This window comes from Fulvivirga sp. AWR4_260, assembly GCF_056158185.1.
In genome coordinates, this window is record NZ_JBSWSU010000015.1 from 4029108 (window position 1) to 4046787 (window position 17680).

The 17680-nt window shown below is 36.8% G+C and carries 14 protein-coding genes; 10 read left to right on the forward strand and 4 right to left on the reverse strand.

Features of this window, described 5'->3' with window-relative positions; all coding sequences use genetic code 11:
* Nucleotides 1-25 precede the first annotated feature (25 nt).
* Nucleotides 26-2977, reverse strand: a complete 2952-nt coding sequence (locus ACXACQ_RS22875) for a two-component regulator propeller domain-containing protein (RefSeq protein ID WP_474978330.1) — start codon at nt 2975-2977, stop codon at nt 26-28.
* A 272-nt stretch (nt 2978-3249) separates the two neighbouring features.
* Between ACXACQ_RS22875 and ACXACQ_RS22880 the strand changes: the two genes are divergently transcribed.
* From ACXACQ_RS22880 to ACXACQ_RS22895, 4 genes are all read left to right on the forward strand, one after another.
* Entirely contained in the window at nt 3250-6915 is a 3666-nt protein-coding gene (locus ACXACQ_RS22880) for a glycosyl hydrolase family 18 protein (protein WP_474978331.1), read from the forward strand.
* 204 nt (nt 6916-7119) lie between these two features.
* On the forward strand, nt 7120-7527 hold the full coding sequence (locus ACXACQ_RS22885; protein ID WP_474978332.1) for a 6-pyruvoyl trahydropterin synthase family protein: 408 nt from the start codon (nt 7120-7122) through the stop codon (nt 7525-7527).
* Entirely contained in the window at nt 7490-8182 is a 693-nt protein-coding gene (folE, locus tag ACXACQ_RS22890) for a GTP cyclohydrolase I FolE (protein WP_474978333.1), read from the forward strand. Before ACXACQ_RS22885 ends, folE begins: the two co-directional genes overlap by 38 nt.
* Before the next feature lie 283 nt (nt 8183-8465).
* Complete coding sequence (locus ACXACQ_RS22895) at nt 8466-10733, forward strand: aconitate hydratase (RefSeq protein WP_474978334.1); 2268 nt, start codon at nt 8466-8468, stop codon at nt 10731-10733.
* Between the two features lie 81 nt (nt 10734-10814).
* Here the strand turns inward: ACXACQ_RS22895 and ACXACQ_RS22900 are convergent, their stop codons facing one another.
* The 3 genes from ACXACQ_RS22900 to ACXACQ_RS22910 form a co-directional block, all read right to left on the reverse strand.
* The gene (locus tag ACXACQ_RS22900; protein ID WP_474978335.1) at nt 10815-12035 is read right to left on the reverse strand and encodes an MFS transporter; all 1221 of its coding nucleotides are present in this window, start codon (nt 12033-12035) and stop codon (nt 10815-10817) included.
* 169 nt (nt 12036-12204) lie between these two features.
* Nucleotides 12205-13002, reverse strand: a complete 798-nt coding sequence (locus tag ACXACQ_RS22905) for an XRE family transcriptional regulator (protein WP_474978336.1) — start codon at nt 13000-13002, stop codon at nt 12205-12207.
* A gap of 3 nt (nt 13003-13005) precedes the next feature.
* Nucleotides 13006-13278, reverse strand: coding sequence for a hypothetical protein (locus tag ACXACQ_RS22910; protein WP_474978337.1), 273 nt, complete (start codon nt 13276-13278; stop codon nt 13006-13008).
* Between the two features lie 159 nt (nt 13279-13437).
* Between ACXACQ_RS22910 and ACXACQ_RS22915 the strand changes: the two genes are divergently transcribed.
* The 6 genes from ACXACQ_RS22915 (at nt 13438) to ACXACQ_RS22940 (ending at nt 17573) form a co-directional block, all read left to right on the forward strand.
* Entirely contained in the window at nt 13438-14088 is a 651-nt protein-coding gene (locus ACXACQ_RS22915) for a protein-L-isoaspartate(D-aspartate) O-methyltransferase (protein WP_474978338.1), read from the forward strand.
* 180 nt (nt 14089-14268) lie between these two features.
* A complete protein-coding gene (locus ACXACQ_RS22920; RefSeq protein WP_474978339.1) occupies nt 14269-14796 on the forward strand; it encodes an acyl-CoA thioesterase in 528 nt (175 codons plus the stop codon).
* Nucleotide 14797: 1 nt separating this feature from the next.
* Nucleotides 14798-15367 (forward strand): hypothetical protein, encoded by a 570-nt coding sequence (locus ACXACQ_RS22925; protein WP_474978340.1) that lies wholly within the window; start codon nt 14798-14800, stop codon nt 15365-15367.
* A 165-nt stretch (nt 15368-15532) separates the two neighbouring features.
* Complete coding sequence (locus ACXACQ_RS22930) at nt 15533-15964, forward strand: DUF2147 domain-containing protein (RefSeq protein ID WP_474978341.1); 432 nt, start codon at nt 15533-15535, stop codon at nt 15962-15964.
* A 115-nt stretch (nt 15965-16079) separates the two neighbouring features.
* The gene (locus ACXACQ_RS22935) at nt 16080-16619 is read left to right on the forward strand and encodes an RNA polymerase sigma factor (protein WP_474978342.1); all 540 of its coding nucleotides are present in this window, start codon (nt 16080-16082) and stop codon (nt 16617-16619) included.
* Between the two features lie 6 nt (nt 16620-16625).
* Nucleotides 16626-17573, forward strand: coding sequence for a hypothetical protein (locus ACXACQ_RS22940; protein ID WP_474978343.1), 948 nt, complete (start codon nt 16626-16628; stop codon nt 17571-17573).
* The last annotated feature ends 107 nt before the right edge of the window (nt 17574-17680 follow it).

Here is a 17680-nt window from a genome sequence, read left to right on the forward strand (position 1 = left end):
AATCATTATATCGTAATCCCTTAGGTCATTCTATTTCTTTAAGAAAACCTTCTAAACTTTCTTCTGCATTTAGCTGAAGCTTTTTACGCAATCTGTAGCGCGCCATTTTAGCACTTGCAGGCGATACCCCTGTAATTTTTGCTATTTCTTTAGTAGGGATTTCTATTCTATACAGTGCGCACAGCCTCAAATCATTAACTGTAAGCTCCGGAAATCTATCTTTTAGTGTTGAAATATAATTTTTATGCAAAAGATTGAAATTGGTATCAAACTCAGTCCATTCCTCTTCTGGACTATAATTAAGGTTAATTTCCCTAATAGCCTTTTTTATTGCATTATAATCTACTTTTTGTTGATTGCTTGTTGCCTTTTTCAACAACCGCCTCAGCTCTGACAAAAAATTATTCTTTTGAATAACCAACAAGGTGTACTTTGACAGCTCACGGCTTTTCATATCTATTTCATAATTGAGCTTTTCTTGCTGCAATTCATTATGCTTGATATTAGCATAAATAAGTGCTTCGTTCTTCTTCTTTATCTCCTCTTCTTTTAGTCCTACTAGTTTTTTCAGGCGTCTTTTTTGAGCTTTAATCACTTTCACCCTCAACATATGAACACTATAAATGATCAGCAATATACAAGCCGCCACTATAATTTTAAACCATAACGTTTTCCAAAAAGGCGGCACAATATGTATCACTAACTGGCCATGATGATCAGACCATATTCCATCATTATTAGCTGATTTGACATAAAATGTGTACCACCCCGGTTCTATGTTGGTATAAGTAGCAAAGGCCACTTTGCCTACGAACTGCCAATCTTCATCAAATGGAGCTAGTTGATAAGCATAGGTATTATTATCGTTGTGAGAGTAGCTGAGAGCCGCGTAATATATATTAAAAGCATTTTGCTGATAATCAAACTCTAGCGTATCTGATAATAGTGTAGTAGCAGGTGAACGTTTACTTCTATCATTTAAAAGCTGAAAGCCTGTAACTACAGTAGGTGCTTGATAATAATTAGACTTAATATTTCCAGGCTTGAAATAACAAATTCCTTTCACACTGCCAAAATATAACTCACCCGCTGTGCTTCTATAAGATGCCCCTATATTAAACTGCGAACTTGGTAGGCCATTTTTTCGATCATAATTTTTGAACACTTTTAAGCCTTTATTAAAACAACTCAAAGCCCTATCAGTGCTTACCCATATTTTCCCCAAGTCATCAATCAAAATACTGTAAACTACATTACCAGGAAGCCCATCAACCTCAGTGTAATTGACAAACTTCTGCTTGCTAATATCATAACTATTTAGCCCTCCCCCATGAGTTCCTAACCATAACACCCCCTGTTCGTCTTCGTTTATTGCCAATATGGAATTATTAGAAATACTGTTTTCGTGTTCTTTGTGAGTAAATCTCACAAAAGACGAGTCTGCAACATTAAGCCGATTAAGTCCAAACACTGTTCCTACCCACCAGTTCCCTCTACTATCTTTAAAAATAGACCTTACAGAATTGGAGCTTAAGCTTTTCTCATCATTAGGATTATAAGTATAGTTTTTAAATGAACTATCATGCAAGGAATACATATACACCCCGTGCGTATTTGTCCCTAACCACAAATAGCCATCTCCTTTTTCAATTACCCATATCGACTGCTGCTCATCAGCTTGCGGCAGAGCCACTACTTGTATTACTCCACTCTCTATATGCAATTTGCAAAGCCCTCCTCCAAAAGTGCCAATAAATAACTCCCCTTTGACCAGCCTAAGGCTCAATATGGTATTAGAACTTAATCCACTATTAGACGTATTGTAATGATGCGAAACTCCTGTTTCAGTATTATAGTAAAACACCCCGCCACCATCAGTGCCCAACCAAAAATCGCTTTCACCTCCTCTTTCTATCGCCATTACAGAATTATTAGCAGACGATGTACATTCATTCAAACTGGGCAAGAGATTCTTGAAATTATCGTCTAATTCATCATACAAATAAATACCATTATCATAAGTCCCTATCCATATATTGCCTTTGGCATCTTCAAATAAACTTCTCACCACTTTTGGTCCTCCCTCCGCACTGTATCGAAAAGGTAATAGCTCATTAGAACTTAAATCATATTTAAACAGCCCTGCTTTATCAGTACCAATCCAAAGGTTTTGATTCCGGTCTTCACAAAGGGCAAAAACCCCTGAACTAGAATTATCTCCTAAATTAATTTCCTTTACATTGTTGGACATAGCATTATACCGATACAAAGGTTTACCCTCGCTACCTATCCATAGGTTGTTTTGATTATCAACATGTAGTTTGTTCACCACGCTTTCACTCAGCTCCTCAGTACTTATGCTATGCATTGTATCTTCTTTTTCATTAAACCGATAAACACCAGCACCATTAGTTCCTATATAGAAATTACCGGCACCAGCATGAACAATGGCAAGTACTGAGTTGGCACCCAATAGCGTATCATCAACCGAAAAATGCTGCAACTTTAGATTCTTCGTATTTAATTTAAACAACCCTCCAGAAGCTCCAACCCAGACTTCATCCTTATTTACTCCTGGTGTTATCGCCCACACAGGACGCATTAAGTAATTATTGTCTATTGAAAATTCATAGTTCTTAAATTTTCCCGAACGCTTATTATAGCATGACAATCCTTTTCCTGTACCAAACCAAATATGCCCGCTACCATCTTCATAAACTGAATAATTGTCATTGCTATTGATATCGCCTTCTTCACCATAATTTTTAAAAACAGTGTAGCCTTGCCCATTATATTTATTCAACCCATCGTGTGTACCTACCCAGATGTAGCCATCATTGTCTTGAAAAATATAATTGATACGATTTTGAGACAATCCATCATCTATGGTAAAATGCTGAAGAACGTTTAAATGCTGTGCACACAGTACAAAACAGGTCGTTAAAAACATTATAATACTTAGAAAAAAAGTTTTCATCTCCACTCCGAAATTATCCGATTACCATTAAAAATTAAAGGTAAGTATTTATATCGTCTTCAAGCTCCACCTCTACATTGATGTAGCCTCAAAAAGATCTCTAATAAGCTCTAAACAAAAATTACGGAGGTTATTGTAGCCTCAATTACTCATAAAGTAGCCTATTATGTAGACCTCTATTTTTTGATTTAGCCTTCCATCTAAAACTATCTTCCCACTTCAATTTTAACTGAACCTATCAACCAACTTAGTTAAATCTAAACCTAATTATTATGAAAAAACTTTTAACCGCAGTTGCTCTTCCTGCACTGATGCTGCTATGTAATCTGGCAGCATTTGGGCAGTATGACGAGCATGTTGTAGCCGGGTTTTATCCTTACATGAAAAACTACATTTTAAAACCTGAAGAAATCAAACTTCAACAGCTCACACATTTAATTTATTGTTTTGCTGGTCCAAGAGAAGATGGCAGCATAAGCACTGAATCGGGCTCATATCACAACCCAGCACTAGTACAAAAAGCACATAGTGAAGGCCGAAAATTCATTGTTATGATGGGCGGAGGATTACAATCAGGTGGTTTTCACGGAATGACTTCATCAGCGCAAACCCGACAAATATTCATTAACAATTTAACAGATTGGTGTAAAACCTACGGCTACGATGGAGTAACACTAGACTGGGAATACCCAGGAGCCAACAACAAAGACGAGGATAGAGATAATCTTACGAATTTGGTTGTTGAATTAAGAGCTGCATTTGATGCTTTAGAAACCGAGCTAGGCAAAGAATTGGAAATATCAATGGCCGTTCATTCTAGCTTGTATTATGCCTCCTGGGTAGATTTCCACACCCTAAAAAACTATGTAGACTGGTTTGGACTAATGTCTTATGACTATGCTGGCAACTGGGCCTATTGCTTACATGCCGCGCATAATGCGCCATTATTCTGCGGCCCTCCTGAAATTTGCGATAGGTATCTCAATGTAGATTTAGGAGTGAAAAACCTGAGAGACTCTTTAGGCATACCTTCTTCGCAAATTGTAATGGGACTAGCCTTTTACGGAAGAGAATTTTATAATTCAGAGTTATATGAAACACCAAGAGAAGGCGGTCAAGGCAAGCCTTACTATGACATTGAACCCCTAATCAATAATGGATGGGAGCGAATTTGGGATGAAGACTCAAAAGTTCCTTATCTAAAAAAGACATCAGGAAGTGGTATCATTAGCTATGACGATGAAGAATCTTTAAAAAATAAAACTGACTATATTAAAGACAATAACTTGCTAGGTGCTATGATCTGGGAAATCACCCAAGATGTAAGCAAAACTAATGGAAACCAACCGCTCTTACAGGCTGTAGCCAACGAACTAATTGACACCCCTATAGACAATGAAGGCACTCCGTCCATCACCATCACTTCACCTGCCAATGGCAGCTCTTTTGCTCCGGGCAGCAGTGTTGAAATTAAAACCAATACTTCCATCACTAGCCCGTTTGCAATCTCTAAAGTTGAGTTCTTTGCTGGTTCCACATTAATAGGCTCAAGCACCACTGCTCCGTTCAGCTTTATTTGGGAAAATATCCCTTTCGGAAATTTTGCATTAACAGCAAAGGCAACAGCCACCTCTGGCAAAACTAAAACGTCTGCCGCTATCAACATCTACGACAATAGTGTACCAGAATTAACCGAAATGTTTGATGACTTCAATTATACAAACGCAGACGACCCGGCATTGAGCATTATTAACCGCTGGAGCATTGTTGACGGAATAAGTGGTCCTCCCTCTAATGCCAATTATGATAAAAACAACATTACCTTTTATCAAGATACCAATGACCCAAATAATACAATAATGGGTGTGGCCACCACAGCATCCCCAAGTGAAGGCACCACACATGCACGCATAGAAACGAGCGACTTTTCTTACCAAATGGGAACATTTGCTGCTCGGGTTTATTTTGATGATACTCCTGCTACCTATAACGATGGTAATGTTGAAACTTTCTATACCATCAATAGCTACGCCACTTGTGGGCAAGCTGACTTATATTCCGAAGTAGATTTTGAGTACTTACCTTGGGATGCATGGCACTATGAAAGAAAAAACACTATGTACATGACCACATGGGAAACGTGCTATGACCGTACGCATGAAAAGAGCGTAACATCCTTTGAAGGCTGGCATTTACTCCAATTTACGGCACTCGCCAATGAACCCGTTAAATTCTACATTGATGGTGAACTGTTATACAGCATAGCTGACGACATTCCAGATTCGGATCAGAATATTTCATTTGCCAACTGGATTTATCAAAACATTGTAGGTTCAAGCACTGAAACAAGAACTACAAAAATGCAGGTAGATTGGGTTTATCATGCGGTAAATGAGACACTATCACCTTTACAAGTAGCTCAAAAAGTAAACGCATTAAGAGCTGCAGGTATTCTACGTAAAAACATAGATGGCGAAATGGTTACTTCAGGCATTGCCCCAACAGTAACCCTCACCTCCCCAGCTAATGGAGATTCATTTATTGAAGGAAACGCTATTAATATATCTGCCAACGCTTCGGATCAGGATGGCTCTATAGATCATATTGATTTTTATGTAAATAGCAGTTTAGTGGGATCATGCTCTGAGTCAGCATGCTCAATACAATGGACTGCAAATGTAGCAGGTCAAGCCACTATTACAGCGAAAGCTTATGACAACACAGGACTCTCATCAACCTCGCAAGCGGTTAATATTACAATAGATGAAGCCTATGTGCCAAGGCCTACAGTCAAAATCAATTCTCCTGCTAACGGTAGCGCTATTGACTTTAACAGTCCATTTACTATTGCAGCGATAGCTTCAGACTCTACTGGAGAAATCACTAAAGTGGAATTTTACATCAATAATTCATTAATTCAGACAGATAGCCAATCTCCATATGAGCTTACATATCAAAGCGCTATCAGTGGAAATTATCAGCTGTATGCTATAGCTTATAACAGCTCAGGCTTTAGCAAACAGTCTTCTACAGTAAATTTCGCTATAAAAGAAAATCCAGCTCCTCAAGTAACTATTATTTCACCTGCAAATAATAGCACTATTGCAGCGGATTCAGAAGTTAACCTTGAAGTAGATGCCTATGATACAGATGGTGAGATTGTTAGCGTAGATTATTATGACAATGGAAACTTAATAGCTTCCACGCCTAGCCCATTTACCTTTACTTACAGCACCAATACTCTTGGTAATCATGAAATTGTAGCCATAGCTACTGACAATGATGGTTTAACTGCCTCTGACACTGCAAATATTAACATTGCAGACATCACTATCTCCTTAAATGTAGAATACAAAACTATTGTATCATGGGATACCGGTTTTCAAGGGCAAATTACTGTCACTAACAACTCTGAAATAGCGGTTAGCAATTGGACAGTAACATTTAGTTCATCTAATAATATTGCTCCTTTATGGGGTGCCAACATTGCATCGCACGAAGGGAGCTTATACACAATTATTGGTGATGAAAATAGTAACACCATACCGGCAGGCAGTTCAATAGTTTTTGGCTTTATTGGCAACACCTCTCCCGGAGGCACATTATCATACCCTGAAGGTGTATCCGTAACACATACTACTCTTAATAATTCAAGAAGAGGGCATACTTTGAAAGATAGCAGGCATCATAACCTCGCCTATCCCAATCCATTTTTGAATGGCATCAACATATCGGTTTATATTGCAACGGAAGACCATGTGGCCATCAATATTATTGACATGAATGGACAGAAAGTAGCTACCATATCAGACAAAGTATTGAAAAAAGGAACATACACCTTTCATTGGAATGCAGGAGAATATCCTGCCGGTCCATATTTTATTAAATTTCTATCCAACAAAAATAAATTAAAGCCGATTATGCTTCTCAAAAAATAATTGTCACTGTTTTGGTTTTTCTAGTGACAGGGAGGGAATTAATATTCTCTCCCTTTTTTAATGTTTAACCATCAGTAACAAAGCTCCTAGCGATAATATATGACACATTTTGCAACCATACCTCACTAACAAGAGTAAAGATTCCTAAGGAGTTAACTTTTTAAACCTTATATTCACACTTTTAAAACAGAAAACGAGGTAGAATTGAAAGTAGCAGTTTTTAGAAAAGAACATTTTAACGCAGCACACAGGCTTCATAACCCTGATTGGGATGACGCTACCAACAACGATGTATTCGGAAAATGTAGCAACCCCAATTATCATGGTCATAATTATGAACTATTCGTTAAACTCATTGGCGAAGTAGATCCTAAAACAGGCTATGTTTATGACATGAAGCTTTTAAGCGATCTTATTAAAGAACACGTAGTAAAAAAGTTCGATCATAAGAACCTTAATCTGGATGTTGAGTACTTTAAAAACACCATACCTACGGCTGAAAACATAGCGGTAGTCATATATGATATCTTAAGAGATAAAATTGATGACCACTTGGAGCTGAAAATAAAATTGTATGAAACAGAAAGAAACTTTGTCGAATACCCCGCTTAATAACGAAGATATGATTGATGAAATTGGAGATGATCACGTGACTTACTCTTCTGAAACGCCTCTTCGAAAAGATGCTTTCGATAAAAGTGACGATCAAAAAATCAAAGAAATAGAGTCCCATTTTAAAAGTATAATGGAAATATTAGGCCTAGACCTAACTGATGACTCTTTAAAAGGAACGCCTAAAAGAGTAGCTAAAATGTATGTGAAAGAAGTTTTCAGCGGACTTAACCCTGACAACAGACCACATGCTACGCTATTTGAAAACACTTACCGCTACGAGCAAATGTTAGTAGAAAAAGACATTACGTTCTACTCACATTGCGAGCACCATTTTGTGCCTATTTTTGGCAAAGTACATGTTGCTTACATTTCATCTGGCAAAGTGATAGGCCTCTCTAAAATTAATAGAATAGTACAGTATTTTGCAAAAAGACCTCAGGTTCAAGAAAGACTGACTGTTCAAATAGCTAATGCCTTAAAAGAAGAATTGCAAACAGAAGATGTTGGTATTGTAGTAGATGCTACTCATTTATGTGTAGCTTCAAGAGGCGTAGGAGATACCAATAGTAAAACAGGAACTGCAGCTTTTAGTGGTAAGTTTAACGACAACCAAACTAAGAATGAGTTTCTAAATTATATTAATGCAAAGTAATTGTTAAGCTACTCTACTAAGGGTAGCTTTTTTTCTCTACAATAGACCAGCTATCGATAAAAAAAATCTATAACACATAGACCATAGCTATATAGAAAAATAAACTGTATGCGATTTTATGCGTTAAAAACCATAAAGGCGCGAAATTGAAGACCCTGTTTTGATCTTCATTATTTATAGTAGTTTTAAATAAGGGCTCCTGTAATAAGTAGTATAATAAAAAGCAATTATATTTTGTAATTTTGCGATTCATTTCAAATTAACAATAAAGACGCTAAGACATATGGCATTTGATATTGACATGATAAAGGCGGTTTACTCTCAGATGGGAGATAAAATAGAAGCCGCCAGAAAAGTGGTAAACAAGCCGCTTACTTTATCTGAAAAAATACTTTACTCCCACCTTCACGCTGATCAGAATTTAGAAAAGTTCGAAAGAGCAAAATCATATGTAAACTTTGCTCCTGACCGCGTTGCTATGCAAGATGCCACAGCACAAATGGCATTGCTTCAGTTTATGCAAGCGGGAAAGAAAAAAGCGGCTGTACCCTCTACGGTACACTGTGATCACCTTATCTTAGCTAAAGAAGGAGCTACGGAAGACTTAAGAAATTCATTAACCGCTAGTGGTGAAGTATTTAACTTCTTAGAATCAGTATCAAACAAATATGGTATCGGCTTCTGGAAACCGGGCGCAGGTATCATTCACCAAGTAGTATTAGAAAACTACGCATTTCCTGGCGGTATGATGATCGGTACCGATTCTCACACTGTAAATGCAGGTGGTCTTGGCATGGTAGCTATCGGTGTTGGTGGAGCTGACGCTGTAGATGTGATGGCCGGAATGCCTTGGGAGCTTAAAATGCCTAAAATGATTGGAGTAAAACTTACCGGAAAACTAAACGGTTGGACTGCTCCTAAAGATGTTATATTAAAAGTTGCTGGTATTCTTACTGTAAAAGGTGGAACCGGTGCTATTGTAGAATATTTTGGCGAAGGTGCACAATCTATGTCTTGTACAGGTAAAGGAACTATCTGTAACATGGGAGCAGAAATTGGTGCTACTACGTCTACCTTCGGCTATGATGATAGCATGGAGAGATACTTAAGAGCTACAGGAAGAGCTGATGTAGCTGATGCAGCTAACACAGTAAGAGAACACCTTACTGGAGATGCAGAAGTATACGCTAATCCTGAGCAATACTTTGACGAAGTAATTGAAATTAATCTTTCTGAATTAGAGCCTCACATCAACGGTCCTTTCACTCCAGATAGAGCTACTCCTGTTTCTAAAATGAGAGAAGAAGCTGAAAAGAATGGATGGCCAACAAAAGTTGAATGGGGATTAATAGGCTCTTGTACCAACTCTTCTTATGAAGATTTAACACGTGCAGTATCTATTGCGCAGCAAGCCATAGACAAAAAGATTGTTGCTAAATCTGACTTCGGTATTAACCCTGGTTCAGAGCAAATCAGGTTCACAGTAGATCGCGATGGAATTCTTCAAGTATTTGAAGACTTAGGCGCAAGAATATTCACTAACGCTTGTGGACCTTGTATCGGACAGTGGGACAGAGCTGGCGCTGACAAAAAAGAAAAAAATACTATCATCCACTCTTTTAACAGAAACTTCTCTAAAAGAGCTGATGGTAACCCTAATACACACGCATTTGTAACTTCTCCTGAATTAGTAGCTGCTTTAGCTATCAGTGGTGATCTAGGTTTCAACCCATTAACTGATACATTAACTAATGCAGACGGAGAGCAGGTAAAACTTGATCCTCCATCAGGATTTGAATTACCAGAAAAAGGATTTGATGTAGAAGACAATGGCTACCAAGCACCTGCAGAAGATGGAAGTGGTGTTGAAGTAAAAGTTGCTCCTGACTCTAAACGTCTTCAATTATTAACTCCTTTCAAACCTTGGGATGGACAAAACATCACAGGTATGAAGTTATTAATCAAAGCAAAAGGTAAATGTACTACTGACCACATCTCTATGGCAGGTCCATGGTTGAGATATAGAGGTCACTTAGACAATATTGCTGACAATACTTTAACAGGTGCTGTTAACTTCTTTAACGAAGCTACAGATTCTGTTAAAAATCAAATCACGGGAGAGTATGGTACAGTACCTGCCACTCAAAGAGCTTATAAAGCTGAAGGAATCCCAACTATTGTAGTGGGAGACCATAACTACGGAGAAGGTTCTTCACGTGAACACGCAGCAATGCAACCAAGACATTTAGGTGTAAAAGTAATCTTAGTAAAATCTTTTGCTAGAATTCACGAAACCAACCTTAAAAAACAAGGTATGCTTGGTTTAACATTCGCTAACGAAGCTGACTATGACAAAATCCAAGAAGATGATACTTTCGACTTCTTAGATCTTGATCAGTTTGCTCCAGACAAGCAATTAACATTATTAGTGAAACATGCTGATGGTTCTGAAGACACTATCAAATTGAACCACACTTATAATGACCAGCAAATTGCATGGTACAGAGCAGGTTCAGCACTTAACCTTATTAAAGAAAAGGAAAAAGCTTAATAGCTAATTCAAATAAATCAGAAAAGGCCGATTTCGTTGAAATCGGCCTTTTCTGTTTACAATAGATTTGTTAAAATTTACTTATGAGTGCTTTTCAACTGTTTCAGGCATATACTTATATACTAAGAAAGCACTAATCAAAGCTGCTATAGCGCAAACAAGAAATGGCAACTCAAAAAATTGAGTTACCAATAGCCCACTTAAAAGTGGCCCCACAGCAACTCCTAAAGCAAACCCCATAGTTATAACACTCATCTGCCTGCCCTCTCCCCCTTTTTGAGCTAAGTCAGCCGCCAGAGCAAAAGCCGGAGCAGCTATACCTGCAGCAGCAATGCCTTGCAATAAACGTACAATTATCAATTGATACATTTCCATAACCTCGCCCATTACAGCAGTACTCACAGCCATCAATACCAACCCTGCTAAAATAAATGGCCTTCGTCCTTTTTTATCAGAAAAATGACCTAATGGAACCTGAAAAATCAATCGTCCTACCATAAGCATGCTAAATGCTACACTAAACCCAAAAGCACTAATATCCAATCTGGCATTAAATTGATTCTCCAACGTAGTGACCATAGAGAAGCATGCTGCCATAGTAAACGTAGAAAGTGCCGCAGTTAAAATTCCTGAATTGTATAACGAAAAATCAAATATCTTAGACTTTCCACCCTCTTCTTGGTTGGAAGCAACATTTGTTTTCACTTCTTTAACCCAGAATAACACCATCAAAGCAGAAAGAGCCACTAAAGAAGCGCCCACAATAAATGTGGTATCAAAACTTGAATGCACCTGCAAATAGCCTCCGATAAGTGGTCCTAAAGCAAACCCTACCATTCTGGAAGTACTGTATACCCCCATGGCTCCGCCACGGGTTTCCTTTTCCGTAACAGCCGTAATAATTGATAAAGAAGCTGGTATAGTAAGTGCCACACCCACCCCTTGCAAAGCTCTAAGAAACAGCAATGACAGCACATTATTAGCAAACACAAACCCCACTGTACCTATAGCTACCAAAGTAAGACCTATTACTATCATACCTTTACGCATATTTAGCTTATCACTTAAACCTCCCATTACAGGCTGTAATAATGAAGTAACAAAGCCAAATGACGAGATAAGAATACCGACTAAAACAGGAACAGGAAAATGTAAATGCTCGTGAGGTAATTTCGCAACATAAAGCGGTATCACAATGAATAGAATACTATTACCCATCGCATCTGCCATACGCGCAAAAGATAAGGCCAAAATAGTTTTATTCAGCCCTAGTACTTTTTCAAAAGTATTTTTAATATTCAATAGAAAACCTTTTTTAATGATTAATACTATCTATATCTAACGTATTAACAAGTAAATGTTTCTAACTATCATTTATAATAGCAGCATTTACGGTTTTCTATTCTGTAAAGGAGAGAAAAACTCCAAAGGCCAAGGACGTATATGGCCTTTGGAAGTATTTGGGTTTAGGTTAAGGTTTATCTTTCTCAGCTTTTAGCTGAATAATTTCTTTTTGTAAATCTAGAACTATTGAAGCAAGTTGCTCAGTAGAAACTTCGTGACTATCATTAGCATCAGGGAACTGCACACTTATGTAAGCCTTACTGGCCCACACTTCGAGCACATCCTCTCCAGCAATCTGATATGGAGCATATTGTCTATTATCAGACACTAAAAATAACTTACCGGTCTCCTCTATATAATTAAAGACACGTTTATACACCACCCCTTCTGATTCAGTGACCAAAATGTAAGTTTTCCCATTTTTAATATCTCTAATATCCTCAACATACTGCCCTATAATAATTGTACCGGGCAAAATTGGCAACATAGAATCACCCGTAATTTCAAAGGCTCTATATGTACCATTAGTAGGAAGAATGGGTAAGTGAAATTTTGGCAACTCCTTCACATACTCAGGGTCAGAATATCCATTCAAATATCCAGCTGCAGCCTTTTGTGGCACAAGCTCTATATTTTCACGTTCCTCACCATCTACTGTAATAGCCAATACTTCCTTGCCACGTTTAAATTTACTGACTATAAGCTCTTCACTTGAAATTTTACTTACATCCTTATTTATCAGTATATCTACTGAAGTGCCAAATATCTCGGCCATCTTAATCAGATTACTAATACGAGGATCAGCCCTTCCTTCTTCATAGGCTCCAAGTAATGATCTTTTTATACCTATACGCTCAGACATTTGCTCTTGCGTTAGGCCAATTTTCTTTCTTAAATATTTTAAATTATCGCTTATTAAGCTCATCCGCTAATTATTAAAAATAATTATAGAGTCGTTCCTCTTTTGTTTAGTGGCTAAATTATATAAATGACTATGATAGTATACATCCTTAGCCTCAATAAATTTAACTTCATCCTCTATAGTTGTTACCACTTCTTTTAAAGTGGACCCCGCCTCTACCAATAAATACCCATACCAACCTAAATGTTGACTTGTTGACGAAACGTTAAATTTAATCTGACACTTCCCAGATTTCAACTTCTTACTATAAAGCTTTAACTTATAACTCTTATCAATCATAACACTAAAATAATTAGCAACAGCACCAAGGTACTACAAATTAGTATTAACAAGCAAATTTAAATACTAAAAATTTTAGCTTTTAATAAAAAAAAACACCTGCACTTCATTCCTACTTCCCTTTATCACACGATTATTTTATCTTCACAACTTATTAATATGGAAGACAGCTACAAACACCGAGGACTAAGAAGATCACTTGTTAAAGTGCTTAAAGAAAAAGGCATAACCGATTCGGGGGTTTTAAGTGCAATAAACAAAATACCCCGTCATTTCTTTTTTGATAATGCATTGCTCGGTCATGCATACCAAGACAAAGCCTTTCCCATTGGCGAAGGACAAACCATATCTCAGCCCTACACAGTAGCTTTTCAAAGCGAAAAATTAGAAATTAAACCTGGCGACAAAGTATTGGAGGTAGGCACTGGCAGTGGGTATCAGGCTTGCGTTTTAGTAGAGATGGGTGCAAAAGTTTATACTATAGAATATAACCAAGTGTTATATGAACGCACCAGACGGTTTTTACCCAAAATGGGTTATAAACCGATCTTTTTTCAAGGCGATGGATCCAAAGGTCTTCCTCGTTACGCTCCTTTTGATAAAATTATCGTTACTGCAGGAGCTCCATCAGTACCCACTAGTTTATTAAAACAATTAAACCCAGGCGGCATCTTAATCATCCCTGTTGGAGATAACGCAAAACAAAAAATGCTTAAAATCATTAAAGTTGATGAGCGCAGACTAAAAAAAGAAGAATTTGATTACTTCAGTTTCGTACCTCTTTTAGGAGACGAAGGTTGGAATAAATAGTATCATATAAATACTAAAATTTTAATCCTGAAAAAATATAAAAACCCGAAACGAATAATTGCAATTAAAACTATTAACAAAACATAGTTATTGCATTATCACTCTCTTCATCAATTAGTTGCACTCTATTATTTTAATAACTGATATTTGCATTTCTATCATTAAACTATAACAAATTCAATGTCTAAAAAGAATAAAAAATTCGTTAGAGACTCATATGTCACCATGACTGAGTTGGTACTCCCCAATGACACCAACACTTTAAATAACTTAATGGGGGGCCGTCTTATGCATTGGATGGACATAGTATCTGCCATAGCAGCTCAAAAACACTCCAATCGAATAGTAGTTACGGCCTCGGTTGACAACGTATCATTTGCTAAACCAATCCCATTGGGTAGCGTAGTAACGTTAAAAGCAAAGGTAACTCGCGCCTTTAGCTCGTCTATGGAAGTACACATAAAAGTTGAAGCTGAAGATATACCAAGTGGTAAAAAATTTGCCAGCAATACAGCCTTTTTTACATTTGTAGCGGTAGACCAAACCGGAAGACCCATAGACATTCCTGAAGCAATTCCAGAAACGGAAGAAGAAAAGGAATTATTTGACGGAGCGTTAAGAAGACGCCAATTAAGATTAGTTTTAGGAGGCAGAATGACTCCAGATGAAGCGACAGAATTAAAATCAATATTTAATTTAAAGAAGTAAAATGGCTGAATACGATTTTCTCAGGACTTTTATTAAAGAACCGGTATATGTTATTAAAGGTGAAGAACTACCTCAGCTAAAGGAAGAGGTTGACGTTACCGAAACTAGAAAAGAAACTGAGGAAATTGCTCCCAAGCCAGAAGAAATAAAGACTACACCAGCACCTAAAACGGAAGTACCCGCTGCCCCTACCCTTAACATTAAAGGAAATGCCAGTGGAAAAGTGTTCGTTTTGGTTAATGAAAGCGGTGTTGAATTTATTTCACCTCAAAATGAAGATTTTTTAAGTAAAATATTGAAAGCTGTTAAGCTAGATATTAAAGAAGTAGCTATCATTAATTTAGCGAACAATGAGTCTATCTCTCAAGATACTTTATTCAAATACAATTCATCGCAGTTTCTGCTTTTTGGAGTGGATGACAATACCATTTTCAATAAAAACCTTGCGATGTATGAATTAGAATCTATCTCTGAGAAGCAATTGCTTAATTGTGCCGCTCTAGATATTATCTCTAATACGCCAACAGAAAAAAAATTACTATGGAATGCCCTTCAAAAGATGTTCCTTTAATTTATAGTACAACTAATTCAATTAAAACTTCATTAAAATACGTTATATTTAACAATAATGTAAGCTCCAGACTTTGGAGCTTTTTTTGTTATGAATACTACAGACAAATAATTTTAATTATTAAAAAGATATTACAACCGTAATTATTCTTTAAACATTGAACTTATGATGAAAAATATTATAGCAACTTTAGCCCTTATTTTATCTGTACAAATGTTATCTGCCCAAAGCATAACAGGTAAATGGAAAACCATAGATGACGAAACAGGAGAAGCTAAATCCATAGTTGAGATCTATAAAAAAGGAGACAAATATTTCGGGAAAATCGTTAAACTTTTCAGAAAAGATGGCGAAGATCCAGATCCTATTTGTAAAGAATGCCCTAAAGAAGATGAACGCTACGGCAAAAAAATCATAGGCATGGAAATTATCAGAAATTTAAAAAAAGATGGTAATGAATATGTAGACGGCAGCGTTTTAAAACCTGATGAAGGTAAAATATACAAATGTAAAATCTGGGTTGAAGATGGCAAACTAAACATTAGAGGCTATTGGGGAGTTTTTTATAGAACACAAGAGTGGATAAAGGCAGAATAATTAGTTACTCCATTGCTTCTTAAACGAAAATAAAGCATTTTGAAGAATATTTTTTTAACAACGAACAGGATGGGGTTACCTGATTTTCTTTTCCTGTATAAAACACCAGAGCTCAATGAAGGACAATGAGGTTTTTGAACGTATATGTCGTGGTGACGAAAAAGCCTTGGAGTATCTTTATAAGAAGTATTATAGAATGATGACCAAGCTTGTGACGTCCAATAGTGGTACAGAGCAAGAAGCCAAAGATATTTACCAAGATGCCTTAGTAGTATTTTGGCAAAAGGCCACAAGCGGAAATCTCGTTCTTACATCTAAAATAAGCACTTACCTTTATAGTATATGCCAGAATCTATGGAGGAAAGAGCTCGACAGAAAAAAACGCCTCTCACATGAAGAAAAAGATGGAGAGGAACATATAGATGTAGATAGTAAAGAAAGAGCTAAAATTATAAGCGACTGTATTGGACAATTGGGTGAAACGTGTAAAAAGGTGCTGATGTTTTACTACTTTGACGGATTGTCTATGCAAGATATAGCTGATAAGCTTGGTTTTGCCAACACAAATACCGCCAAAACGAAAAAGTATAAGTGTAAAAAGAAACTAGATGAACTAGTCAAATCTCTGTATTCAGAGAGTGACTTTCTTGATTAAGAAAATATGAGCAATGTAGAAAAAATTGACGCATTCTTTAGCAATCAAATGACTGCCCTCGAAAAGCAAGAATTTGAATCATCTCTTCATCAAAACTCAGAATTGAAAAAGGAATTTGACTTTCAAAGTGAAGTTATTAAATCCATTCAAGAGACGAGAAGAGCTGAATTAAAAAGCATGCTAAACAGTATCCCCATTACTGAGACTACAACAACTGGTGGTAGCAAAGCTGGCAAAATAGCTGCTATAGTTGTTATACTTGCCTTGGTAACTTCAGTTGGCCTGTATGTTTCTATGGATAAGGACATAAGTACTGAAGAGAATAGCACAGCAACCACTATTACAATTCCTTCTGAAACAGAAAACGTAATAGGTAAAAATGCTTCTACTAATGAACTAAACACTACCAGTGCTTTACCTCAGGATGAAGAGCCAGTAGCTGAAGATGCCACTAGTGAAGCTAAGAAAAATGAAATACCTGAAGTTAACCTAAACGAGCGCTCGCTTAAAGAACCTACAATTGTAATTAGTAGCGCTGAAGAGAAACCTACTGAAGAAGCAAGTACTTCTTCGCCAACTATTAATATAAATAAGCCTCAGGTTAAAAACTTTGATCAACCCACTTCTGATCACGATAGTTTGGAAGCGCCTGGAAATGCATTAGCGAATAAAGACTATAAAAATCAAACAGGGCTTGATGTAATAATTGACAATTCGGAGAAAAAGCACTCATTCCACTACAAGTTTAACAATGGTAAACTTCAATTGTATGGAAACTTCGAAAAGTCTCTTTACGAAGTGATAGAAATTAACGAGAACAATGACAAGAGTTTGTTCTTATACTATAAAGACAAATACTATAGCTTAAATAAGCAACAATCTAAAATTACTAAGCTAGAACAAGTAAAAGATGATAAGCTTGTAAAGTCATTAAATCAAGTAAGAGAAGAATAGGAAATCATATAATTCGTTAAAAGGATTGTTCTGCAAAGGACAATCCTTTTTTTATTTTCAACAAAATGACTCGAAGGCTGTATATTAGTAATCGAGTAATATTTTAA

Bases quoted from the DNA above. Each gene is read 5' to 3' on its own strand.
- ACXACQ_RS22920 (WP_474978339.1), top strand. From the start codon at position 14,269: ATGTCTAAAAAGAATAAAAAATTCGTTAGAGACTCATATGTCACCATG.
- ACXACQ_RS22915 (WP_474978338.1), top strand. From the start codon at position 13,438: ATGGAAGACAGCTACAAACACCGAGGACTAAGAAGATCACTTGTTAAA.
- ACXACQ_RS22930 (WP_474978341.1), top strand. From the start codon at position 15,533: ATGATGAAAAATATTATAGCAACTTTAGCCCTTATTTTATCTGTACAA.
- ACXACQ_RS22935 (WP_474978342.1), top strand. From the start codon at position 16,080: ATGAAGGACAATGAGGTTTTTGAACGTATATGTCGTGGTGACGAAAAA.
- folE (WP_474978333.1), top strand. From the start codon at position 7,490: ATGAAACAGAAAGAAACTTTGTCGAATACCCCGCTTAATAACGAAGAT.
- ACXACQ_RS22940 (WP_474978343.1), top strand. From the start codon at position 16,626: ATGAGCAATGTAGAAAAAATTGACGCATTCTTTAGCAATCAAATGACT.
- ACXACQ_RS22880 (WP_474978331.1), top strand. From the start codon at position 3,250: ATGAAAAAACTTTTAACCGCAGTTGCTCTTCCTGCACTGATGCTGCTA.
- ACXACQ_RS22910 (WP_474978337.1), bottom strand. From the start codon at position 13,278: ATGATTGATAAGAGTTATAAGTTAAAGCTTTATAGTAAGAAGTTGAAA.
- ACXACQ_RS22925 (WP_474978340.1), top strand. From the start codon at position 14,798: ATGGCTGAATACGATTTTCTCAGGACTTTTATTAAAGAACCGGTATAT.
- ACXACQ_RS22905 (WP_474978336.1), bottom strand. From the start codon at position 13,002: ATGAGCTTAATAAGCGATAATTTAAAATATTTAAGAAAGAAAATTGGC.
- ACXACQ_RS22875 (WP_474978330.1), bottom strand. From the start codon at position 2,977: ATGAAAACTTTTTTTCTAAGTATTATAATGTTTTTAACGACCTGTTTT.
- ACXACQ_RS22895 (WP_474978334.1), top strand. From the start codon at position 8,466: ATGGCATTTGATATTGACATGATAAAGGCGGTTTACTCTCAGATGGGA.